The sequence below is a fragment of the Collinsella sp. HCP3S3_E11 genome (assembly GCF_052067375.1).
GTDB lineage: Bacteria > Actinomycetota > Coriobacteriia > Coriobacteriales > Coriobacteriaceae > Collinsella.
Window position 1 is genome coordinate 73,603 of the sequence record NZ_JBQHQI010000002.1, and the last position, 23,526, is coordinate 97,128.

Consider the following 23,526-nt stretch of genomic DNA (forward strand, 5'->3'; position numbering starts at 1 on the left):
CTTATGACCGCAGGTCAAAACCGCATACCCGTGAATCTTGACTATGCCGCCTCGACGCCCATGCGCGCCGAGGCGCTCCTTGCGCAGCGCGAGTACGACGAAAGCGAGCTTGCAGGCGTCAACCCCAACTCGCTGCACTCGCTCGGCCGCAAGGCTGCCGCACGTCTGGAGGTTGCACGCCGCGAGATCGCCCGCAGCTTTGGCGCGCGCGTTCGCCCGTCCGAGATTGTCCTAACCAACGGCGGCACCGAGGCCAACCAGCTGGCGCTCCTCGGACTTGCCGAGGGTGCTCGTCAGCGCGATCGTAAGCGCGAGCGCGTGATCGTGTCTGCGATCGAGCACGATTCGATTCTGGACAACCTATCGCTGCTGCGAGCCGCCGGCTTTACCGTCGACCTGGTGCAGCCCTGCCGTGCGGGCTACATCGAGCCTGCCGCGCTGAGCGACTTGTTGGGCGACGACGTCGCGCTCGTGAGCATCATGGCCGCCAACAACGAGACCGGTGTGGTACAGCCTATCCGCGAGCTTGCCGCGGCTGCGCACACCGCGGGTGCCCTGTTCCACACCGATGCCATCCAGGGCTATCTGCATATTCCGCTCGATGTCAACGAGCTGGGCGTCGATGCTATGACCGTTGCAGCACACAAGATTGGCGGTCCTGTGGCATCCGGCGCGCTCTACGTTAAGACCCGCACGCCGCTGCGCCCCCGCATCTTTGGCGGAGGACAGGAAGCCGGACGTCGTGCCGGCACGCAGGACCTGCGCACGCAGCTGGCCTTTGCCGCTGCCGCCTCGTCTCTGGCGCCCCATGTGGCTCAGGAGCGCGAGAAGCAGCAAGCCCTTTCCGACAAGCTCTACGCCACGCTTACGGCCCATCCGCGCATTCACGCTACCATGGGCGACTACATGCAGGCCGACCGTCTGCCCGGCATGGTATCGATCTATATTGACGGCATGGACTCCGAGGAGCTCATCATCAAGCTCGACGCCGCCGGCTTTGAGGTTTCGGCCGGATCGGCTTGCTCGAGCGGCAGCATGGACCCGAGCCACGTGCTCAGCGCCATGGGCATTGGTCGCGAGCAGGCGCTGGGCGCACTGCGCATCTCCTTCGATGACCGCGTGAATCCGGCCGATCTGGACGACTTTGCCCAGACGCTGCTCTCGATCGTAGGTGCCGCATGATCGTCGCCGAGCTCGAGCGCGCCCTGCTGGCACGCTATCCCAAGACGGACGCCGAGCCCTGGGACCACGTAGGCTTATCCGTTGGCGACCCCGACGACGAGATCCGCGGCGTTGCCTGCGCGCTTGACGCCACCAGGGACAACGTGCAGCGCGCCTTGGAAGCCGGAGCCAACGTGTTGCTCACGCATCATCCCGTCTACATCAAGGCGCCCGATTCGTTTTGCCCGCCCAGCGCAACGCACCCCCAGTGCAGCGCGGCGCTCTACGAGGCGGCCCGCTGCGGGGTGAGCATTATCTCGCTCCACACCAACCTGGACCGCTCGCACGAGGCGCTTGCCTGTCTATGCAAGCTGCTGAACGCCGTGCCCGATAGCTCGCTGGAGCACGTGGACGACCCCGAGTCGACCGGCCTGGGCGCGCTTGCAACACTCAACGACCCGTGCACGCTGCGCGATCTTGCCGCCCGTGCTGCCACGGCCTTTGGCAGCGACCCACGCGTATGGGGCGATGCCGAGCGCCCGTGCCGCACCGTCGCCATTCTGGGCGGCTCCCTCGGCGACTTTGGCGAGCTTGCCATCGCCGCCGGTGCGGATGTCATCGTGACGGGCGAGGCGGGCTATCACGTGGCGCAAGACCTTGCCTTGCGTGGGCTGAGCGTGATCTTGCTCGGCCACGACCGCTCCGAGGAGCCGTTCGTGGATATCTTGATGAACTCTGCGGTTGACGCCGGGGTCGACCCCCGTCATGCGATTAAAATACTGAACCCTTGCCAATGGTGGACTGTGACAAAAGGAGAGAACTTATGAGCGCCGGCGCTACGCTACTCAAGCTGCAACAGATCGATTTGGAGCTCGCCCGCAACAAGAGCGAACTTGCCAATATGCCGGAGCTCAAGGAGCTCGCCTCAAAGCGCAAAACCTATGTAAAGCTTAAGTCCGAAATGACCAAGCTCTATGCTCAGCGCAAGGACCTCGACATTGAGCTGGACGATCTCAACACCACCGAGATCCAGACCAACAACGCCATCGAGGCCGCCAAGAAACGCCACTTCGACGGCTCTGACTACCGCGAGGTCCAGGATCTGGAAAACGAGCTCGCCACCCTGGCCAAGCGCCTGGACAAGATTGAGCACACCCGCAAGGATGTCGTTGTCGCCCACAAGGAGGCGCTCGACCGTGAGGCTCGCGCGCAGGCCATCATCGCCAAATTCGAGGAGGGCGTGAAGGCCGACACCAAGGCCGCCCGTGCCAAGGCCGCCGACCTGCAGGCCCAGATTGATGCCGCCACCAAGGAGCGCACCGCGCTCGCCGCAACGCTGCCGACCGACGTGCTCACCGACTACGAGCGTTTGCTCAAGCAGTTCCGTGGCCTGGCCGTCGAGACCATTAAGGGCAACATCCCCACGGTCTGCCACACCGCGCTGCAGGCGTCGTCCATGAGCGACCTCAACCACGACGGTAGTGAGATTACGCACTGCCCGTACTGCCACCGCCTGCTCGTGCTCCCCAACAAGGAAGCCTAACAATGACGACGGCACCCGACAATTCAATGCAACTTGAGGGAAAAACGATCCTGCTGGGCATTACCGGCGGGATCGCCGCCTATAAGTCGTGCAATATCGTGCGCCTGCTGCAAAAACGCGGCGCACGCGTCAAGGTCGTTATGAGCGAGCATGCCACGGAGTTTGTGGGGCCGCTCACCTTTCGCGCGCTCACGGGCGAGCCGGTCGCCGTGGGTCTGTTCGACGACCCCTCCGACCCCATCCACCATATCTCGCTGGCGCAGGAGCCCGACTTGGTGATCGTGGCGCCCGCGACGGCCAATATCATCGCCAAGATGGCCAACGGCATCGCCGATGACCTCATCTCCACCACGCTGCTTGCCACGCCGCGTCCTATCGTGGTCGCGCCGGCCATGAACAATGGCATGTGGAAGGCGCCGGCCACGCAGGCCAACATGACCACGCTGCGCGAGCGCGGTGTCCACGTTGCGGGTCCGGGTAGCGGCTACCTTGCCTGCGGCGATGTGGACACGGGACGCATGAGCGAGCCCGAGGACATCGTCGAGGCCGTCTGCAAGCTGCTCGACCCCGCTCCTCAGGACCTTGTGGGCAAGCGCATCGTGATCACCGCCGGCCCCACGCACGAGCCGATCGACCCCGTGCGCTTCATTGGCAACCGTTCATCGGGCAAGATGGGCATCGCCCTGGCGGGGGAGGCCGCGCGCCGCGGTGCCGCCGTCACGCTTGTGCTGGGACCGACATCGCTCGACGTTCCCCGCGGTGTAGAGTGCGTGCGCGTGCAGACCGCCGCAGAAATGCTCCAAGCTGCGCTGAGCGCCTTTCAGACGGCCGACGCGGCCATTTGTGCCGCCGCCGTCGCCGACTACACGCCTGCGGCCCCGGCGGACCATAAACTCAAAAAGGCCAACGAGCGCCTGGATCGAATTGAGCTCGTCGAGACCGTTGACATCCTGGCCGAGCTCTCACGCCAAAAGGGCGATCGCCGTGTGATCGGCTTTGCGGCCGAGACCGATAACGTCGTGGAGTACGCGCAGCGCAAACTCGTGCGCAAGGGTTGCGATGCCATTATCGCCAACGATGTCTCGCGCGCCGATTCGGGCTTTGGGACCGATACCAACAAGGCCTGGATAGTGAGTACAGCGGGCACGCAAGAACTTCCCGTACTAACAAAACCCCAGCTCGCAGATACAATTTTAGACTTGCTTCAAAATTTGTAAAAAAGTTCTTGCACAAGGACAAAGTTTCGGGTTACTATACTCCCTGTTGCGAGCGAGAGCAGAGCAACAAACAAATGCTTCGGGACGTGGCGCAGCTTGGTAGCGCACTTGACTGGGGGTCAAGGGGTCGCTGGTTCGAATCCAGTCGTCCCGACCAGAAGTTTGCAGGTCAGGCACCTAGTGCCTGACCTTTTTTGTTTTAAGCAATTGCTTAATTTTGATTAAGCAACAGGGTGCCAAAAATCTACCTACGCGATAATCGCTTTTTGCGGTTACTTGCGCGTTTTGTACGCGCTTGAGCCGATTTATTAACGCGTTATGAATCTACATACGCGTAGCTGGTATACAGCCGAGTTCAGGCTGTATTTATCGCGGCGATTTACGCGGATATAGCGACTATAACGAACAAGCGTGTCGCTGTATTGATTCCAGTAGTTCACTTGATCGGTGGACAAGTGGGCTGTTGCAACGAAATGCCAAGCAGGATGGGCTCTATACGAGGACGCCGCAGGGGTAATGGCGGGGGAGTGCGGCGGGCGCTCTGATAGCCGTTGTATGGTCTCATTTTTCTTCGAACCGACCACCTGTGCCATGAACCTCAAATTGTTCGTGTAACTGCCAAACGCAAGGCCCGCACGGAATCGCGCGGGCCTTGCGTTAGACGAATATGAAACTAGAAACACCAAGCGGGGCAGACGCAATACGAGTTCGTCGCAATGCTGTTGACCAACGGATTGCCGCTGCTGTCGACAGTGAGGAGGCCGCCGGAGAAGCTCGGAGTCGCCGAGCGCTCCCACCAAAAGTCGCCAAACTTCAGGCAGTCGTTGCCCGAATAGTTCTCCGTCACCTTGTCCTTGAAGGCCTCGTACTGGGTGCCCTCGGAGGAAGTCCAGGGGTCGCTGGATGCCCAGTAGGAGGTGGGGACGATCTCGGAGTAGCTGAGCAGGAACAGCTTGTCCGAGGTAGCCGTCACGGCGGCATTCTTGTTCGCGCTACCGCCACCGACGTTGTTCGTGAGCTTATTGACCGATTTCACCTTGGATTGGAAATCACTGGGCATCAGGTTCCAGATCTCACCGGAGTTCATCTTCGCACGGAGCTCGGATTTCTCCCAGCCGCCTGCATTCGAATTCGTGGCGTTCATGCGGGAAGAGATGGTCGTCGAGGTGGTGAGGAACGTAAGGCCGGCCTTCCCCGACCCGTCGGCCAAATCATCATGGTTGATGCCGATGATTCGGTACTCGAGGGTCCGCCCATCTGTCAGCTCCATCGAGAACTTCGTCCCCGCGTCCATCGCGGCCTTGGCCTTGGGGAACGCGACCGAGGCGGTTCCCTTCTCGGCGATGTCCTCGGCGGCCTTCTTCTGGTCCTCGAACGTCCAGTCCTTCGGGTCCTTGTCCGTCACCGTCTTCATGTCTTCGAGATAGTCCTTCTGCTCCTGGTCGGGCGTATTGCCGCCGGACCCGCCGCCCGAGGTGCCGCCGAGGCCCGAGCCGGAGCCATGGATGCCGCCGGCCAGGGTATTCGCCACGCCGGCGAACTGGTTGCGGATGGCTCCCGAGACCTGAGGTCCGGCGAAGACGACGACGAGCGAGATGACGGCGATGATCAGGACGTACTCGATGGTAGACTGGCCCCGGAGGCGAGCCGCCCTGCGAGCGACCCCCCCCCGAGGCGAAAATGCCGCTGTATGCATATGCGGCTCCCTTCGCTTAAGGGTTTGCAATACGAGCCAAGCGTAGGACTAATTCAGATTTCTGCACCGGTCTTGCCGCAGCGGCAACGATGACGGTAGGGGAGAAAACCGAGCGTCTTGAATGCAGTCAATTGCCCTCTCAAAGCCTCGCACGGCTGCACCTTGTCGATATAGAGGCGATTGTGGGCGCCACCCTTGTACCGCCCAATGTTCGACAATCTTGCTCGAGTTTCCCGCGCCGGGTCTGGCAGCTGAACCAAAGGCATAAAGACGCATGGCTATAATAACGCCCGTATGAGAAACAACGCGATTCGAACTGTCTGTTCGCCCACGAGAAAGAATCGTCCATGAGCATATTCGACAAAGGCTTTTACCCGCTGCAGGAGATTCAGAGGGCCACTAAAACTGTCGGCGAGGCGACGGCCAGGATTGCCGAGGGGGCATCTGGGGTTGCGGTAGCGGCAGGCGCTGCGGTCGTGGACGCGGCGATAACGGCGGGCGCGGCGGTCGCAGGGGCGGCGGGCGGCGCGAGGGCCGTCCTCGACGAAAAAGAGGCCGAAAGACTTGATGCGGAGAAGGCGGAGTATGCGCCCAAGGTGCAGGAAGCCCTGAGGGCGATTGAGGGCACCCACGCACAGGGGCTACTCGGCTCATTCCAGGAGTCTCCGCTCCCGTTGACGGAAGCCAATGCCGCCAAGGTGAAGTCAGCCTTCCCGATACCGAGGGAGCAGACCGTCGTCTGGGCCGACGCCGAGTTCGATCTCAGGCCCAGCGGCATCGCCATGACCGAAAAGGGCGTCTACATCAAGGCGGACGCTGACGCGTTCGCCGTCCCGGGGAAGGAAAAGAGACAGTCCCGCCTCTTCTACTTCGAGTGGGCGTACTTCGAGCCCGGCCCCTTCGCCTCCGACGGTGAAAGCAACCTTGCGCTCACCGTCGACGAAGCGTGCCGGGGCCAGTTCGTATCCCGCTGCAAGGCGCTCCGCAGCCTTGAGGATGACCGCGCCGCCGGCATCGACAGCGAGCTTGCCATGGCGGGCGATACGACGGTCAAAGCCGCAGCAGTCACGGCGGCGGCGACCATCAACAGCAACGGGGAGGTCTTCGTCAAGCAACGGGCCTCGGTCAACAACCCTGCGGGCCACGGAGAACTTGCCGAGGAGGCGAACAGCATCATCGACAGGCTCCAGGGTCACCAGGCCGAGATTCTGGGGAGGGACAACGCGAAGAACGGACCCGATCGGAGTGTCGACGGCGTTCTGATCCAGACCAAGTACTACAAGACGGCACGCGGTTCCCTCGAGGCATGCTTCGATCCGAGCAGCCATCAGTATCGCTACCTCACAGAAGACCGCACGCCGATGCAGCTCGAAGTCCCGAAAGACCAGTACCAGCAGGTGCTCCGCGGTTTCGAGAAGAAGATTAGCCAAGGCAAGGTCCCCGGCGTCAGCGACCCCAGGGACGCCGAGAAGATCGTCCGCAAGGGCAAGCTCACATACGACCAGGCGGTGAACCTCACCAAGCCGGGAACGATTGAATCGGTGGCCTATGACGCCGCGACCGGCGCGGTCACATGCTCCTGCGCGTTCGGCCTGTCGTTTCTGGCGACGACGTTCATGGCGTACAGGGAGACCAAGGACATCACCGGTGCCGTCCAGGCTGGCATCGCCGCCGGCGTCCAGGTGTTCGGCTTGTCCTTCGCCCAGCATATGGTCGTCTCGCAGCTCTCCAGAGCGGGGCTTTCCAACGCTTTGATGGCGCCCAGCCAGGCGTTGGTCGGCAAGCTCGGATTCAAGGCGTCCGCAACGATCGTCAACGGCCTGCGTGCCCTCACAGGCAAGACCGCCATAAGCGGAGCAGCCGCCTCCAAGCAGCTTGCGAAGATGCTAAGGGGCAATGCAGTCTCGGCAGCGGTGACCCTCGCCGTGTTCTCAGTCCCCGAGACCTACAGGCTCTTTCAAGGCAAGGCGAGTGGCGCCCAGTACGCCCAGAACATGGCATGCCTAGCCACCTCGGTCGCCGGGGGAATCGCCGGCGCCACCGCGGCAGGAGTCGCGGCGGCTAAGGTTGGCGCCACGGCCGGCACGGCGGTGTCGCCCGGCGTGGGGACCATCGTCGGCCTTGCGGGCGGCATGGTCGGCGGAACGGTCGGCACAGCGGCCGCGGGCGCACTCGGCGGGATACTGTTCGAGGGCGACAGCGCGTCTTTCGGGCGGTACTTCAACGCCATGGTGTCGTGCATGGCGGTCGAGTACCTGCTTGACGGGCATGAGATGGACGAGCTGCTTGCTGTCCTGAACGGCGTAAAGCCGGAAGAGTTCAAGACTCTGATGGAGGAAACGCTCTCATCGCAGTTCCAAGAGGTGAAGGTCCGGGCGTTCCTTGTCCCGATGTTCGATGAGGTCGTGTCGCGCAGAGAGCACTTCGCGCTTCCCACCAGCAGTCAGATATCCGACGCCCTTGTCAAGTTCGAGCAGACGATGCATGCGGATAATCACTCGGCCTCCGCCGCCATGCGCACGACCTCTTCCATCGGGTAGCGGGTGCCGCCATCCCCGTCCAAGGCCTCGTTGTAGGCCTCGGTGTCCGCCATGTCCTCAGCCTTCTCTAGCGCGGCCCTTTTCACGAACACGGAAAAGGACATGCCCGCAGCATCCGCACGGTCCTGAATCAAGGCCCTTTCGCCCTCATCGAGCTCGATCCCGCACATCGCCATGGTCGCTCCCGTCAACGCCGTCATCGAAGTGAATCCATTATCCACCCACCGCGTACGCCCTGAACTCAAAACAACAAGCAGGATGGACTCCATACGAGGACGCCGCAGAGGTAATTGCGGGGGAGTGCGGCAAGCGCTTTGAGAGCCGCTGTATGGTCCCGTTTCCCTTCAAACCGCATTTTCTGTTCTACGAAACTGAAACCATTCGCGCGGGCTTTTCATCCAGAAAGCTAGAAGCAACAAGCTGGGAATACGTAGACCTTAGACGAAGAACGTTCGGCCGAAGGCTTTCCTGAGGCGACAAATTGAAACGTCTTTGAGCTATACGGAGAAACGAATCGAGTCCAATGTCGGCATCCGGATGAAGCTCCGTCAAAACTTGAAGTGGGTACGCCCTTTGAAGCATAGAACTTATTGCGGGTGTTCTGGACGCCACTGACCGACCTGCGGGGTTCCTGGACGCCACGGGCCGATGCCAACCTCGTCGCTGCCGGTCCCTTCGGTACCGCTTGAATCTTGCTCCACCCCTGGACGCCACGGACCGATGCCGCCTCCTTCTCCGGTATTTCCGCCTCCGACCCCACCGGTGCCGTCCGTCCCACTGTCCAGGGTGGTCGAGACTTGGTTGAACTGGTTGCGGATGGCACCAGAGACCTGGGGCCCGGCGAAAATCACCACCAAGCCGATAACGGCCGCAATCAGAACGTACTCGATAAGTCCTTGCCCGCGGAGGCGGGTCGTCTTAGGAGCGACCCCCCCCCGAGGCGAAAATGCCGCTGCATGCATATGCGGCTCCCTTCGCTCAAGGGTTTGCAATACGAGCCGAGCATAGGGCTAATTCAGATTTCTGCACCGGTCTTGCCGCAGCGGCAAAGAGTAATTAGCACAACGTCTGCGCAGCTTAACCGACCGCTCACACAATCGAATTTGTTGCTCAACAAATTCGCAGGTGAGGACAGTAGAATTGGTGTTATCGGAAGTAACGGAGGACCGCCGGTGTCGAAGCGGGCGGTCGAGAAGAAAGGACGGAAATGAGAATGCTGGAGCTGATAATCCTCATCCTGCCCCTCCTGGCAATCGTCGCCAACATCTGCGGCGTGGCGGAGCTTGTCAAGATCGCCAGAGCCAAGGGGCATTACACCAATGGCGCGGGAATCCTCTGGTTCATCGGCCTTTTCGGCACGGCGCTCATGGTCGGCCTGATCGTCTGCGCACTGCCCGACCGAGCGGCACCGGCGCCTAGCGCACCAAGGGATGAAGACGCCCTGCCCGAGGTGTAGACATGTCTAAGTACAAGATAATCTACCGCAACGCCAATCCCCCCTGGCAGGAACTCTGCCCCGTCAGGGTCCTGGCCGTGCAGGTCTCCAGAGACACCGAGACGGGAGCCTGCTTCCTCCAGACGAAGGTCGCCAACGTATCGACGAAACCCGTCAGCCGCATAGAGTTCACGGTCGGACTCGAGGGCGAGGGAGGGGAGACGGAGACCGTCGACTTCTCGCTCCTAGATGCCGACCTGCCCGCCGGCGAGGTACTTAGGCCCAAGGCGGTGAGAATCAAGCTGTCTGTTATCACCGGCTTGCGTGCCGTTGTGACCCGAGCGGACGGCGAGACGTCCTTCGGAGACCCGATCGACATCGATAGCCCCGCGCCACTCGCACTCACCGGGGTCGAGGAGTCGGAACGCGATGTCCTGCTCTCCGAGATGGGAGCCGATACCTTCAAATGCTCAGGCGTCCATTCCGAGCACGATGGATGGTGGCAGTGCGGCTGCGGTGCGGTGAATCTCAAGCGCGATACCTGCTGGAACTGCAGTGCCGTGTGCGAGAAACTGGCGGATCTGGAAGATCCCGCGTTCCTGGATGAATCCAGAAGGGACAGGGTCTACAAGACGAGCGTTGCGATACTCGAGAAGGGCAACAGGAAGGAAGCTGAAGCCGCCAAGGAGAGCCTCGAGAGGCTGGCCGAGCAGGGCTACGGGGATTCGGGCGAGAAGGCAAGAGAGGCCGGCGCGAAGATTGCGAACCTCTCGAAAAGGAGGAAGAAGATAGCCGTCGCGGCTGTCGCTGGCATCGTCCTGCTTGCCGTCATGGTCGCCATCTCGCCCCTGCCGTCCATGCTCGAAGCGCGGGTGGACATGAAGGCGGAGCAGGAGACAATCGACAGCAAGTCGATTGGGCAGACCGTCGAATTCGGAACCTATTCGGAAGACCTTTCGACCTATAAGGGTACCTCAGTCGCCGGCAGACCGATCAGATGGATCGTAGTCGACAAGGAGGACGGACGGGCCCTTCTCGTAACCCAGAAGTGCATCGACGAGATGGCGTTCGATACGCAAGGCGACGCAATCGATTTCAAGTCCAGCTCGCTATACGACTATCTGAACGGCAGCTTCAGGGATTTCGCCTTCAGTGATGTCGAACGGGGCCTCATCGATGGAGACGTCACGATTCTCAACACCTCTCTCCTTTGCGAACCGGCGCTATCGGACGATTTTCGGTACGCAAAGTCAGTGAAGGACGACAAAGTTAAGGACTGGTGGACCTCTACCGTCGAGAAGTACGGCGGCAGCTCTGACTATAGAGATTTCTACTATGTCGGGCAGCCCCTAGCCAATTACGTGCGCAAGTGGGGCGATATCAAATTTGGCGATGACGGGAGCGAGCAGGATGAAGTGCTCGGAGTCCGCCCCGCTATCTGGGTCAAATTGAATTAGCAGTCGGTTTTCCCATAGGTTGAATAGCGAAGGCGGCTCCCGAATCATCGGGAGCCGCCTTCATGCGTTCACTTGAACTTGTATATTGCCATGCCTTGGGAAGGATTACGGCGGGTGCGTACTTGTTGAAGTCGCTATGCAGTGTATTCGGGCCGATGTTCCAGTCGGAACAATCCAGATGGAGACTCCGGTACCGCTCGAACATTCCCGTTAAGTCATATGCAGCACCGAAATCGCACGTGGCACAGAGACCAGTTACGTCAACATCCGCGTCCGGAACGAATCGAAGCTGTATCCCGTTCAAAAACTTATGCCGTCCGTCACCCCAAAAGCACTCTCTCAATGCCGTGCAAATCGAGTGCCCAAACCCAGTGCTATAACCTACCGTCATCGCATGTTTGAAATTCAAATATGAGGCGAGACGATCAAGATGACGAGCCAATACAGTTTCCATAATCACAATCGCCAAAAGAAAAAGCCCGCGCGGATTGCACGGGCTTAGTAGTTGGAATTAGAAGCAGAAGGCGGGGAACACGCTCCAGGTTGGCGCCGCGTCGCTGCTGTACCAGTTACCGTCGGTATAAACAAAGCGGAAGTCCCTGGAGTTGCCCGGAGTCACGGAGCGAGTCCAGTGCCAAGAGCTGGACGAAGCCCCGGAATAGCTCGACGTCGATACGCCCTTGGATTGGTAGTACTCGTACTGGGCACCGTCGGAGTCGAGATCGCCGTTAACTTCGGTCGTAGAGAGCAGGAAGACCTTATCGGTCGTAGCCGAGGGGGTGCCGGCAGTGCCGCCGCCTCCCTTGTTGTCGGTCATCTTCGTGACGGCCTTCACATTGTATTGGATCTCGGCCGGCAGGAGCGCCCAGAGGTCACCGGTGTTGAGGCGTCCGCGGAGCTCGGAGGCCTCCCAGCCGCCTGCATTCGAATTCGTGGCGTACATGCGCTGAGCGCCCAGGGCATCGTTGGTCGCCTCGAACGTGAGACCGGCCTTGCCCGAACCGTCCGCGAGGTCGTCGTGGTTTATGCCGATGATGCGGTACTCGAGTGTCTGGCCGTTGTTCAGCGTGACGGACCACTTTGTCCCCGAGCCCATGGCATCCTTGGCCTTGGGGAACGCGACCGAGGCGGTTCCCTTCTCGGCGATGTCCTCGGCGGCCTTCTTCTGGTCCTCGAGCGTCCAGTCCCTCGGGTCCTTGTCCGTCACCGTCTTCATGTCGTCGAGATAGTCCTTCTGCTCCTGGTCGGGCGTATTGCCGCCGGACCCGCCGCCCGAGGTGCCGCCGAGGCCCGAGCCGGAGCCATGGATGCCGCCGGCCAGGGTATTCGCCACGCCGGCGAACTGGTTATGCACGGCTTGCGATACCTGCGGTCCGGCGAAGACGACGACGAGCGAGATGACGGCGATGATCAGGACGTACTCGATGATAGACTGGCCCCGGAGGCGAGCCGCCCTACGCGCGACCCCCCGAGGCGGAATTGCCGCTGCATGCATATGCGGCTCCCTTCGCTCAAGGGTTTGCAATACGAGCCGAGCGTAGGACTATTTCAGAATTCTGCACCGGTCTTGCCGCAGCGGCAACCGCATCGACGGTCAACCATCGAGATTGCGCTACAATAGAACACACGTTCGTTATAGATTCCAAAGGAGTGCCGCATGGAGCATGGTGAGAAGTCGATACGTTTAGTCACAGCCCTCGTTGAATGCCGCCCCGATGGTGAGTACGTCCCCTGGGGAATCAAATGGTACGACGGCACCGTCTACCCGTTCGACCGCATCGAGTCCTACAGCGCCCGCTCGTGGGCACTCGGCAGGACTAGGCAGTCCGAGTCCTGGCGAGTGGTCGTCGGGGACGGGACCTGCCGCGACATCTGCCATTACGGGAACAGCTGGTACGTGGTCCACGACCCCGACAACGATGCCCCCGCGGCGCTTCCGAAACGGGGACCATGTAAATAGCACCAATGGACATCAATCCTGCCGGCTGCCGACGATTGCCGACGCGAGCATATCCGAAAGTCTTGAAATCTGCCCAGACGCGTACTCGACTATAAGCTCCGGCTCGGCCATTTCCCCGTGGGCGGCCGCCTCGAGCGCCGAGGCGAGTCCGCGCATCTCGTGGCAGACGTCGTAGACCCTGCCCTTGGCCCGCTCGTCCATATTCTCACCTCCCTTCGGTTGGAAACGCGATAGACCATACTTCATCTGGCGCACCCCGGGCACGCCCGGAACGCGACCGTTCGCCAGATAGAATTTGTTGCTCAATAAATCGAGGGGCGCAATAAGTAAACTAATGGCGTATGGCAACGAATGCGGGGCTTGCGGCGCGACTGCGCCCGCCGGCCCCCGACGATTATTTCCGGAGGTCCCCATGGGGAGTCGCACGGTGAAGAACTACCCCTCGCCGCGCCTGATGGCGAACATCGGCGCGACCAACCAGTCGGTTCCCGAGTCCATCGGCGAGCTGGTCGCGAACTGCTTCGACGCTAGGGTGGGAAATGAGAAAGTCGAGGTCGCCGTCGTGCTCGGCGACGACAAGATCAGCGTCATCGACAACTGCAGGGGCATGACGGGCGACATCCTCGAGAAGGCGGTCTGCATCGCCGAGGACATGTCGCGCCATCTCGAGCGCGGCGAGGACGCCAAGGGCCACTTCGGCATGGGCTTCAAGGCCGCGTGCTCGGCCCTCGGCGCGTACTACGAGATCTTCACGCGTCCGGTCGGCGAGGACACCGAGTACCACGTCGCGTTCGACATCAACGACTACAGTCGCAGGGACTCGGGCGCGGACGCCTGGGACGTCGTCATCGAGGACAGTCCGGTCGACGGCACGGGCGTGCTCGCCAGGGTCCCCCACGGCAGCGCATTCATCATCAGCCGCCTGAGGAACCCCGACCCGATGCCGGGCGCCATCGTCAGGTACCTGGGCGCCGCCTTCAAGGGACACCTCGAGACGGGCGACCGCATCGTGCTCGTGCAGGGGCGCGACAGGACGGAGATCGAGCCCGTCAGCTACAAATACCTGCCCGGTACCAAGGTCGATATCGACACCGCCTGCGGGCCGAACGGCAAGTACCGCATCACGGGCTGGATGGCGCTCAGCGACCAGACGCACAACGACGGCATGTACGGCTTCAACATCTACCGCCACGGGCAGCTCGTCATGCCCTGGGACAAGTCCTGGTTCAAGGCGCACCTCATGACGAGCCGTATCATCGGCGACGTCGAGCTCGGCTTCATCGACTCGACCTTCTACAAGCAGGGGCTTCAGGAGACGCCCGAGTGGAAGCTGGTCTCCAGCTACATGAAGGAGTACCTGAAGACCCTCGTCGCGGGCTCGCGCCACCTGTCTCGCTCCGGCAATGTACACGACGCGCAGGAGGTCCGAAGGGTCGCGGAGAGCCTCGCCGAGCAGTACGGCGGCGAGTCGATCCTGCCCGACGACGAGCTGACCGCTCCCGTTGAGGAGAGCACCGCGGCGGACACGGCGGGCATCAACACGACGGTGCGAAACGTCGTGACCGAGAGGTCCCTCGAGCTCGAGTCGGGCCTCACCGTCAACATCACGATCGTCAACAGGGGCAGGGGCAGCGACGTCAACGCGCCCTTCGACTACATCTACGAGGAGGGCGACGACGACGGCGACCCCTCGGCGCTCCAGGTGATCGTCTACGAGGACCACCCGCTGTGGAAGAAGAAGGTCAGCGACGAGGTGAGGCAGGTGCTGGCGGCATCCGACGCCATCTACCGCGTGCTCGTGGAGAAGCTGTCCGTCGCCCCGGCGGAGGCGACCAGGATGCGCAACGACTGGGTCGCGGTGCGCTGCGGCATGAAGGGAGAGGAGTAGCATGAACAGGCTTGATGCGCTCGAGTCGGTCAAGAGGGCATGGGACGACCCCGGAATGCCGCTGGACGAGAGGGCTTCGTCCGTCTCGTCCGACTTCTACTCGGCGGGACTCGACCTCGGCACCGCCGCGGCCTATATCAACGCGACGCCGTCCGAGCTGGAGGCGCTCCTCGAGCTGGGCGGCCTAGACGAGGACCTCCTCTCCGAGATCGCCGCCGCGAACCCGCCGAGGACCGCGTGGACGTTCCTCAACTGCGCGAGCGAGGACGAGGCGAGGCGCTCGCTGGAGGCGCTGACCGCCCAGCGCGGGCGGGACTCCCGCGACCGTATGGATGCCGCCGAGGCAATGTACCGCTCCATGGTCGCCATCGCGGAGCCGACCGCCGACCAGAGGGTCGCGGCGCTGTCCGGCGCCGACATCAGGCACGCCCTCGAGAAGGCCAGGCAGTACAAGGCGGACGACAAGTTCATGGTCAAGTTCATGACGAGCGTGGCGGGGCAGAGGGGCAGGGGCAAGGTCCTGTCCGACAAGCAGTCGAGCAAGCTCCGCGAGCTCCTCGAGAAGATCGCGGACGCGGGCGCGATATGCCGCGACAGCATCGACGGCGATGCCGACGCCTGCGACCGCATCCTCGACGCGCTGGGAAGGTAGCGCATGCCCCGCGACCAAAGGCGGGAGGGCTTCCCCTCCCTCGGCATCGGATACGTCTACACCGGACACGGCAGCAGGCTGCTCTCCGAGTTCCTCCTGCCGCTGCTCGGCGCGGCGAGCGAATACGACCGGGTGACGAGCTACTACACGCTCGACTCCCTCATCGCCATCTCGGCGGGGGTGGAGGGGCTGTACGCCCGCGGCGGCCGCATGCGCCTCATCGTCGGTATCCACAGCGTCCCCGGCGAGCTGGCCGCGGCGGCGGACCCCGCCGAGCCGCTACGCGCCGAGGCGGAACGAATCGGCCGCGAGATCGGGGAGGGCATCCTCGGCCTATCCGACGCAATCCAGCGCGAGCGGCTGGCGACGCTCGCGTGGATGATCGCCGACGGGCTTCTCGAGGTGAGGGCCGCCGCTGTGGACGACGGCGGGCTCTTCCACACGAAGCTGTTCCTGCTGCGGGACGCCCAGGGCAACTCCGTCATCGCCTCGGGGAGCGCCAACGAGACGCGCTCCGGGCTCGGCGGCAACTACGAGACGATCATGGTGCAGAAGTCCTGGGAGACGCCCGGCATCGAGAAGGTCTGGCGCGGGGTCTTCGAGGGCCTGTGGGAGGGCTCCGCCGAGGGCGTGACGTCCTGCGAGATAACCCAATCGTTCGCATCCGCCATCGAGCGCGGCCTCGGCGGGAGCGTGCCCCGACCCGGCGCGTCGCATGCCGCGGTCGCGGAGGGCGCCATCGCGGCGGCGCGCAGGATGCCCTCGTACTTCTTCGTCTCCGGCGACATCCCCGGGCTCTACCAGCACCAGGAGCGTGCGGTCATCGACGCCCTTTCCCGCTGGCCCGTCAGGGTCCTGCTCTCCGATGAGGTCGGGTTGGGGAAGACGTTCGAGGCCGCGGCTGCCATGGCCTTCATGGTCAGGTTCTGCGGGGTGCAAAGCGTGGTCATCCTCACGCCCAAATCCGTCCTCTCCCAGTGGCAGTCCGAGCTGCGCGACCGCTTCGGCATCGAAGCGTGGCTCTACGACTCCACAAGGTGCCTCTACGTGGGCGCGGACGGGACCGAGCGCCCGCAGGCGGGAAACCCCCTCGGGGCCGGCCGCCCGGATATAGCCCTGGTCTCCGCCCAGTACGCCCGCGGGAGCCGCGGCAGGCCCGGATGCCTGGAGCGCGGCGACGCGGTCCTTCCTGACCTGCTCGTCGTGGACGAGGCCCACGCCGCCCGCGTCAGCACGCAGGCGGGCGGGCGCAAGAAGACGACGAGGCTCTACGCCATGCTCGAGTCCGTCTGCGCCCAGATACCGCACGTGATCCTCGCAACCGCCACGCCGATGCAGAAGGAAGCATCCGAGTACCACGCGCTCCTGCGGCTTCTCGGGCTGCCGAAAAGATGGGGGAAGGAGAGCCGCTTCCTCGGCTCCCTCGAGACGATAGCGTCGAGCGCGGCACCCGACCTCACATCCGCAGCAGAATCCGCGAAGCTGCTCCTGTCGACCCTCGACGAGATGCGCCCCGACCTCTCCGAGCTCGGTCCCGCGTCAAGGGCGTCGGTGGCGTCGCTCGCCGGCATCGACCGCGCCGACTCCATCGCGCTCGCCGACTACGTCCAGAGGAACTGGGGCGCGGTGCGCGAGGCACTCACCATGCTCCACCCCGCGCACCTGCTCACCGTCAGGAACACCAGGCGCTCCCTGGAGGGGGTCGGCTACCGCTTCCCGAGGCGCAACCTGCATGCCGTGTCGCTCGACGGCCAGCGCGAGGTCATGTCGTTCTACGGCAGGGTCGACGCTTACATCTCGAACGAGTACTTCTCGATTGAGGAGGCGATGCGCCCCGGCAGGAGGAACTCGACCGGGTTCACGAGGGTGAGTTACCAGCAGAGGATCTCGTCCTCGCTCTGGTCGTGCTACAGGAGCCTGCAGCGCCGGCTCGCCAAGCTGAATTCCATCAGGGCCGACCTTTCCGGAACGGCGGCCCCCGACTGGGGAATCCTCGCCGACCTCGGGCTCGACCTCGACCCGGATGACGACTCCGACCTGTTCGAGGACGGGGATGCCGCCTCGGCGGACATCCCTGGCGACCTCGACGGCCTGAGCGCGGCGAACGTCGCCGCCACCGCGTCCATTGAGGCTGCGGCCATCAGGCCGCTGATCGAGGAGGCCGAGGGCCTCATCGAGCGCGGGCTCGACATGAAGGTCAAGAAATCGGTGGACATCGCCCTCGAGAGCCTGGCGGCCGGGGACAGGGTGCTCCTCTTCTCGCGCTACACCGACACCGTGGACGCGCTGGCGGGGGAGTTCCGCGGCCGCGAGGACTCGGACGCCTACACGTACGGCATCTACAGCGGCTCGGTATCCGAGATCCACCGCGGGGACGACGTCCGCGCATGCGCGAAGACCGAGATAACCGACGCCCTCAGGCGCGGCGACCTCAGGCTGCTCATCTGCTCCGACGCGGCATCCGAAGGCCTCAACCTCCAGGCGGCACGCGTGCTCGTCAACGTCGACGTCCCGTGGACGCCCTCGGTCCTCGAGCAGAGGATCGGACGCGTCGCGCGACTCGGCCAGAGGGCGGCCGAGGTGGATATCTACAACGTGTGGTACCCCCGCAGCGTCGAGCAGCGGATGTACACGAGGATCCAGGAGAGGTTCCATACCGCCAACCTCGCGGTGGGCGAGTTCCCCGACGTCGTGGCCACGGAGATCCGCGACGCCATCCTCTCCGGCTCGCCCTCCATCGATGAGGGGATGGAGTCGCTGCTCAAGCTCAGGAACTCCGCGCAGACGAGGGCGCTCGAGAGGCTCTTCGCCGGCGGCGGGAAACCGGGCGAGACGGCATCGGACTCCATCCGCTCCGCCCTCATGGACGCGGCGGAATCGTCCTTCGCCCACACCGACCTCGGCGCGGGCCGCATGAGCTTCTCGCTCGCGGGCGGCGGTGAGGTCGAGCTCACCGCGGAGGTGGGATGCGACCAGACGGTCTCGCTCTCGTCCGCGCCATGGCGGGAGAGGGACTTCGGAACCGACGGCCTAGCGGTCATCGAGGACCCCGACGGCCGCCCCGCCGCCTTCTCCTCGGCCGGCGACCCGTCGCGCCCGCTGGACAACGCGGTCCTTACCGACATCCTTGTGGGCAGGGATTTGGTGGCGCGGGCCGGTGACGGCAAAAGGCCCGAGACCCTGCCGAACCCCTCCGCGCTGTCGATGGCGTTCGCGTGCGGCGAATGCCCGACGAGGCCCGAATTCTGGAATCACGAAGCAAGGGAAGGGGAGAGATGAGACTTCGCTACACCGCCGCGCCCTGGGCCGCGCCCGAGTTGACCCCCGAGGCGGCAGAGCTCGCCGACATCCTCGCGGACGACGTCTGGTCCGAGTCGTCCGTCGAGTTCTACGCCGAGCGCGACGCCAAGATACGCCTCGGGAAGAGGGCCCCCAAGGGGATGCAGAAGACCCTCAACGCCGTCATCGACCGCAAGCTCACCGAGGCGGGCTGGCTTGGCGACTCGGGATACTACGTGAAGGGCTCCACATGGGCCCGGATAACCTTCAGGCACCAGATGAGCATCGGCTCCGATTTCCTCGATGCCCTGAAGGTCTGCAAGAAGCAGGGGATGGAGCTCGCCGTCATCATCGCGGCGAACCGTGAGACGCTTGACGTGATAACGCCCAACGACGCCGCAGCGCTCGTCTCGTTCGAGAAGCTGCGCTCGCTGGCGCTCGACCTGGACGGCGCCATGGACATCCCCCTGCTGATAGGCGAGCTGACCCCGATGACCTTCGCGCCCTCGGACATCGATGCCGAGATACGGAAATACCGCCCGCGCGACACGACGGTGTCCTCGGAGTCGCTTCCCTCGTAGACGCCCCGATAGGCGAAAGATCGCTATCCTTGGGCGAAAGGGATACGGAGGGGGAGAACATGGCCAAGGGCAACCACAGCTTCAGCGAGCGGGACATTCACAGCCGCTTCGGCGCTATCGTCGGCCGCACCGTGGCCGAGGTCGATACCGCCGGAGTCCTCGCCGCATCATCTGCATCCCGCAACAAGGGCAGGATCGGTGCCATCATCGAGCAGTCTGTGCTGGGCTACCCCGCAGATTCAGATCGCCGCCCCGATATCCTCATCGACGGGCAGCCGTGGGAGGTCAAGGCGACAGGTCTCGTCGAGGGCGCCCGCGGCGGGTGGCGTGCGAAGGAACCGATGTCCATCACCGCCGTGGCGCCCGAGGGCATCGTGGCGGAGAGCTTCTCCACCTCGGCCTTCTGGCGCAAGGCCGAGCGCCTGCTGGTCGTCTACTACCTCTACGTGCGCCCCGGCAGGGGAGTGACGGTCGAGTACGCCGGCTTCGAGTTCAAGGGCTACGATCTCCACACGTGGCACGAGGTCGACCGATTCCGCCTGGAGGCGGACTGGACGGTCGTGAGGGAGTTCGTCCGCACCGCCCTCGAGGGCGATGTCGATACCGAGATGCCGAACCTCTCCACGCTCATCAATCCCCAGCTGCTCTACCTCGACACCTCGCCGAAGTGGCCCAACAGGCCGAGGTTCCGCCTGAAGGCATCCCTCGTCACCCAGATGGCTCGCGAGCGGCTGGATGACGATATGGGGATGATTCCCGACCAGGGCTGGCTGTCCTCGATGGGGTCGCTCAGGGCGCACCTGCACGGTATCTCCGATTCCTGCGCCGGCAAGACGCTCGAGGACCTTGCCGCACAGTTCGACCTGCCGATTAAAACGAAATCCGGACGCGAGAATAAGTCCCTCGCCGAGCAGGTCGTGGTCAGGCTCTTCACGGGGCATGCCGGCAAGATCTCGCAGGTGCCGCTCTTCGCCAAGGCCGGACTCGTCTTCAAGACGATGACGCTGACTCCCACTGGCGGCAGGACCGAGGACATGAAGCTGAACCCATCGATCGACTTCGACGAGCTGTGCGACCCCTCGGTCGAGTTCGAGGACTCCGCTTTCGCGGCGCCCTTCATCGACTCCACCATGGTCGTGGCGGTGCTCGAGGAACGATACCGCGACTGCCCGCTGCGCCAGTGCCGCTTCATGGGTTTCAAGACCCTTTGGCTCAGGACCTACCTCGATGCCGCCAGGGCGCTCTGGGACGGCATGCGCGACCTTATCTTCAGCGATTCACTTATAGATGCTCCCGTCCTGAAGAAGGACGGCACGCCGCGCGTGACGCCCAAGACGGGGATACCCATGACGGCGCCCAACTGGCCGAAGAGCCGTGACGGCGTCCTGTTCGTCCGCGGCACTGGTACCGATGCGAACGACAAGCCTGTAGAGGTCAACGGTGTGAGGATGTACCGCCAGAACGTATGGGTCAAGGGTAAGGAATTGGCCGAACGACTCGACGTGACGCCTTGTATCTGAGTTCTATCGCTCCAGATAGAAACTTTCATTTAACTCATTTGATTCGCCATGGGGGTCGCTGATTTTTACCGTGATCGGAGACATATCGTTAATCCTGTAGATTGAAGACCCAAAGGCCTGCCCGCCCGGCGCAAGCTCCGTTTTTTCGGATAAAAAGATCCTATTGCCCGCGGCACCTGGATGGAGTACCTGCTTGTTTTGGTAAACCTTGAGGTGAGGGACGGCGTAAATGTCTTCAACGCTGTTGTTGATGGCATGCCATCGAATGACGGCGACTTTGCCGAAACCAGGACCAGGAACAGCATCAAGTACCTCGATACCGGTGATTGAGTAGTTCATCTTGCCGGCGGTCGAATCTGAACCGCTGTCGGTCCCATTCATAGCATGATTGCGTCCTAAAGCTCCGACCACGGCCACCGCGAACAGGCTAGCAAGTCCGAGCGCCCGAGCGGCAGTACACATCTTTGGCATAAAGCATTCCTTTCAGAAGTGTTTACCAGCTCATTCAACTTATCGAACGTCGATTGCGCTCCAACTGTTTTGCCGCTGCGGCAATCGCCCTCTAGCCGCTCCCCTTGATCTTGTCCGCGAGATCGGTTATCATCGATCTCACAAGAACGGACACAGCAGCGATTGGAGAAACGTGTCTGAAATCAAGATCGCCGAGCTCTTCGCGGGCGTCGGCGGGTTCCGCCTTGGCCTAGAGGGCTATGCAGACCCCAACCATCCCGAGTTCTATATGAAGCCGGCAGGCCCCTTCACCACCGTCTGGGCGAACCAGTGGGAGCCGCCAGGAACCGAGTCTAGGCAGTTCGCCGCCCGATGCTACGCCGAGCGCTTCGGCGAGAGCTCCGTGGTGAATGAGGACATCAACAGGGTACTGGACAAGGCTGAGGCGGGGGAGACCCAGATCCCCGACGTCGACATGGTCGTCGGCGGCTTTCCATGCCAAGACTACTCCGTTGCGCGTCCCCTCAACCAGGCACACGGCATCGAGGGCAAGAAGGGCGTCCTTTGGTGGGACATCTACCGCTTCCTCGAGATGAAGAAACCCCGATTCGGCCTGTTCGAGAACGTCGACCGCTTGCTCAAGTCCCCCGCGTCCCAGCGCGGGCGCGACTTCGCCATCATCCTGAGCTGCCTCGCCGACCTCGGCTACACAGTCGAGTGGCGCGTGGTCAACTCCGCCGAATACGGCTTCCCGCAGCGCCGCAAGCGCGTCTACATCTTCTGCGAGAAGGACGCGGGCGATACCGACCTGGCCGACCGCATGCGCCGTGGCGTCATGGCCAAGGCGTTCCCCGCCGTCTACCCTGACGAGATGGCAGAACTCGATGTCCTGCCCGACCCCTACGAGAACTCGACCCGCTTCGGCGTCGGCCAGAAGGTCTCGCAGTTCAAGAACGCCGGCGTGATGCAGGGCTGCCATGTCCTCACCTGCGACTTCGCCGAGGACTACCGCGGCGAGCGCCGCGTGCTGCGAGACGTGCTGATAGACGAATCGGACGTCCCCGAGCAGTTCTACATCGCCGACGAGAAGCTGCCCGACTGGCGATACCTCAAGGGCGCCAAACGCGAGGAACGCACCAACAAGAAGACGGGCTTCACCTACACCTACTCCGAGGGCGCCATGAGCTTCCCCGATTCCGTCGAGAAGCCGAGCCGCACGATCCTCACCGGCGAGGGCGGCACCGGCGCGAGCCGCTTCAAGCACGTCATAGAGTGCCCCGACGGACGCTTCCGCCGCCTGGTGCCCGACGAGCTCGACCAGTTGCAGGGATTCCCCAAGGGCTGGACCGACACGGGCATGACCGACGGTCACCGGGCCTTCTGCATGGGCAACGCCCTCGTCACGGGCGTCCCGCACCGCATCGGCGAGGCGATGGTCGAGGTCTACGACCTATAGCTAAAGATAGGGGAGGGCTTGGACCCTCCCCCTTACTTTCCACAGACGGGACAGCTGCCGCCGCCCGCCTTCCTCCTGTATACGATGGCCTGCCACTCATGACCCTCGGGGCATCGCCACCAGACCCTTTTGGAGGAGCCCGCCACGACGTCGGTGGGCCTCAGCTCCCCGTTGCGTTCGCAATCCCACTCCGCCGCGATTTTCGGATGCGTGGTCGCGAGGTCGTTGATTCCCTTCACTGCGACGCGGTTGGAGCAGCAGGGACAGGAACAAGAGCGCAGGATCGTGGCCGGAAATGCATCCCAAGAGTATCCGCAGGTACGGCAGCGGACGGTCAGTCTCGTGTTGGCGCCCATATATTTACCGACGATTTCGATATCCGGGCAGGCATCGGCCGCACGGCCGACGAACGCCTCATGCGTCAACGTCCTCGATTTCCCCGAGGATTTGCCAGCCGCCACCCGGGCGCATTTGGGGCATCGCGAGTTCCGGCGCAGCATCGAGTCGGGGTTGCCGACCCAGACGTTACCGCATACCAGGCAGCGACACCGAAGGGGAGCACTGATGCCGGCGTATTCGCCGAGCACGTCGAACTCGCCGTCGGCGTAGTGCGAGTTGTGATAGCGCAGCCGCGCAAGGAACTCATCATGGCTCAGTTTTCCCATCTTTCCCTCCCCGAGATCTAGACGAC

The 23,526-nt window shown here is 63.0% G+C and carries 20 protein-coding genes and 1 tRNA gene; 15 read left to right on the top strand and 6 right to left on the bottom strand.

Annotation, left to right across the window (positions count from 1 at the left end; translation table 11 throughout):
• Positions 1-3 precede the first annotated feature (3 nt).
• From ACTM86_RS02445 to ACTM86_RS02465, 5 genes are all read left to right on the top strand, one after another.
• Positions 4-1,182, top strand: coding sequence for a cysteine desulfurase family protein (locus ACTM86_RS02445; protein WP_441015417.1), 1,179 nt, complete (start codon positions 4-6; stop codon positions 1,180-1,182).
• Positions 1,179-1,988 (top strand): Nif3-like dinuclear metal center hexameric protein, encoded by an 810-nt coding sequence (locus tag ACTM86_RS02450; RefSeq protein ID WP_441015419.1) that lies wholly within the window; start codon positions 1,179-1,181, stop codon positions 1,986-1,988. Before ACTM86_RS02445 ends, ACTM86_RS02450 begins: the two co-directional genes overlap by 4 nt.
• The gene (locus ACTM86_RS02455) at positions 1,985-2,704 is read left to right on the top strand and encodes a zinc ribbon domain-containing protein (RefSeq protein ID WP_427726754.1); all 720 of its coding nucleotides are present in this window, start codon (positions 1,985-1,987) and stop codon (positions 2,702-2,704) included. The genes ACTM86_RS02450 and ACTM86_RS02455 overlap by 4 nt, the downstream gene beginning before the upstream one ends.
• Before the next feature lie 2 nt (positions 2,705-2,706).
• Positions 2,707-3,921, top strand: coding sequence for a bifunctional phosphopantothenoylcysteine decarboxylase/phosphopantothenate--cysteine ligase CoaBC (coaBC, locus tag ACTM86_RS02460; protein ID WP_441036899.1), 1,215 nt, complete (start codon positions 2,707-2,709; stop codon positions 3,919-3,921).
• A gap of 80 nt (positions 3,922-4,001) precedes the next feature.
• Positions 4,002-4,078 (top strand) — tRNA-Pro (locus ACTM86_RS02465).
• 516 nt (positions 4,079-4,594) lie between these two features.
• On the opposite strand, the gene ACTM86_RS02470 is transcribed toward ACTM86_RS02465, so the two are convergent.
• The gene (locus tag ACTM86_RS02470) at positions 4,595-5,617 is read right to left on the bottom strand and encodes a DUF6273 domain-containing protein (protein WP_441015423.1); all 1,023 of its coding nucleotides are present in this window, start codon (positions 5,615-5,617) and stop codon (positions 4,595-4,597) included.
• Positions 5,618-5,964: 347 nt separating this feature from the next.
• Here ACTM86_RS02470 and ACTM86_RS02475 point away from each other — a divergent pair, with 347 nt between their 5' ends.
• Entirely contained in the window at positions 5,965-8,157 is a 2,193-nt protein-coding gene (locus ACTM86_RS02475) for a hypothetical protein (RefSeq protein WP_441015425.1), read from the top strand.
• Here ACTM86_RS02475 and ACTM86_RS02480 read toward each other — a convergent pair.
• Complete coding sequence (locus ACTM86_RS02480; protein ID WP_441015427.1) at positions 8,112-8,378, bottom strand: DUF6290 family protein; 267 nt, start codon at positions 8,376-8,378, stop codon at positions 8,112-8,114. The two genes, ACTM86_RS02475 and ACTM86_RS02480, sit on opposite strands and share 46 nt — an antisense overlap.
• Positions 8,379-9,364: 986 nt before the next feature.
• Here ACTM86_RS02480 and ACTM86_RS02485 point away from each other — a divergent pair.
• Positions 9,365-9,613: a hypothetical protein gene (locus ACTM86_RS02485; RefSeq protein ID WP_441036900.1), complete on the top strand. Its 249-nt coding sequence runs from the start codon at positions 9,365-9,367 to the stop codon at positions 9,611-9,613.
• A gap of 2 nt (positions 9,614-9,615) precedes the next feature.
• Positions 9,616-11,049: a hypothetical protein gene (locus tag ACTM86_RS02490; RefSeq protein ID WP_154516430.1), complete on the top strand. Its 1,434-nt coding sequence runs from the start codon at positions 9,616-9,618 to the stop codon at positions 11,047-11,049.
• A 511-nt stretch (positions 11,050-11,560) separates the two neighbouring features.
• Here the strand turns inward: ACTM86_RS02490 and ACTM86_RS02495 are convergent.
• Positions 11,561-12,544: a DUF6273 domain-containing protein gene (locus ACTM86_RS02495; protein ID WP_441015430.1), complete on the bottom strand. Its 984-nt coding sequence runs from the start codon at positions 12,542-12,544 to the stop codon at positions 11,561-11,563.
• Positions 12,545-12,706: 162 nt separating this feature from the next.
• Here ACTM86_RS02495 and ACTM86_RS02500 point away from each other — a divergent pair, with 162 nt between their 5' ends.
• Positions 12,707-13,009 carry a hypothetical protein gene (locus tag ACTM86_RS02500; RefSeq protein WP_154516424.1) on the top strand — a complete coding sequence of 101 codons (303 nt, stop codon included), beginning with the start codon at positions 12,707-12,709 and terminating at the stop codon, positions 13,007-13,009.
• 12 nt (positions 13,010-13,021) lie between these two features.
• Here the strand turns inward: ACTM86_RS02500 and ACTM86_RS02505 are convergent, their stop codons facing one another.
• Positions 13,022-13,210: a hypothetical protein gene (locus ACTM86_RS02505; protein WP_154516421.1), complete on the bottom strand. Its 189-nt coding sequence runs from the start codon at positions 13,208-13,210 to the stop codon at positions 13,022-13,024.
• A gap of 253 nt (positions 13,211-13,463) precedes the next feature.
• Between ACTM86_RS02505 and ACTM86_RS02510 the strand changes: the two genes are divergently transcribed.
• The 5 genes from ACTM86_RS02510 to ACTM86_RS02530 are packed head-to-tail and all read left to right on the top strand — an operon-like array spanning position 13,464 to position 20,929.
• Positions 13,464-14,897, top strand: coding sequence for an ATP-binding protein (locus ACTM86_RS02510; protein ID WP_229770673.1), 1,434 nt, complete (start codon positions 13,464-13,466; stop codon positions 14,895-14,897).
• A 1-nt stretch (position 14,898) separates the two neighbouring features.
• The gene (locus ACTM86_RS02515) at positions 14,899-15,549 is read left to right on the top strand and encodes a hypothetical protein (protein WP_154516415.1); all 651 of its coding nucleotides are present in this window, start codon (positions 14,899-14,901) and stop codon (positions 15,547-15,549) included.
• A gap of 3 nt (positions 15,550-15,552) precedes the next feature.
• The gene (locus ACTM86_RS02520) at positions 15,553-18,828 is read left to right on the top strand and encodes a helicase-related protein (RefSeq protein ID WP_441015432.1); all 3,276 of its coding nucleotides are present in this window, start codon (positions 15,553-15,555) and stop codon (positions 18,826-18,828) included.
• Positions 18,825-19,409 carry a hypothetical protein gene (locus tag ACTM86_RS02525; RefSeq protein ID WP_154516409.1) on the top strand — a complete coding sequence of 195 codons (585 nt, stop codon included), beginning with the start codon at positions 18,825-18,827 and terminating at the stop codon, positions 19,407-19,409. Before ACTM86_RS02520 ends, ACTM86_RS02525 begins: the two co-directional genes overlap by 4 nt.
• A gap of 59 nt (positions 19,410-19,468) precedes the next feature.
• Positions 19,469-20,929, top strand: coding sequence for a MutH/Sau3AI family endonuclease (locus ACTM86_RS02530; RefSeq protein WP_441015434.1), 1,461 nt, complete (start codon positions 19,469-19,471; stop codon positions 20,927-20,929).
• A 3-nt stretch (positions 20,930-20,932) separates the two neighbouring features.
• Here the strand turns inward: ACTM86_RS02530 and ACTM86_RS02535 are convergent, their stop codons facing one another.
• Positions 20,933-21,400, bottom strand: a complete 468-nt coding sequence (locus tag ACTM86_RS02535; protein ID WP_154516403.1) for a DUF5067 domain-containing protein — start codon at positions 21,398-21,400, stop codon at positions 20,933-20,935.
• A 172-nt stretch (positions 21,401-21,572) separates the two neighbouring features.
• On the opposite strand from ACTM86_RS02535, the gene dcm reads away from it, so the two are divergent.
• Positions 21,573-22,835: a DNA (cytosine-5-)-methyltransferase gene (gene dcm, locus ACTM86_RS02540; RefSeq protein ID WP_370450602.1), complete on the top strand. Its 1,263-nt coding sequence runs from the start codon at positions 21,573-21,575 to the stop codon at positions 22,833-22,835.
• 32 nt (positions 22,836-22,867) lie between these two features.
• Here dcm and ACTM86_RS02545 read toward each other — a convergent pair whose 3' ends face one another.
• Entirely contained in the window at positions 22,868-23,500 is a 633-nt protein-coding gene (locus ACTM86_RS02545) for a zinc-ribbon domain-containing protein (RefSeq protein ID WP_154516400.1), read from the bottom strand.
• Positions 23,501-23,526: the final 26 nt, after the last annotated feature.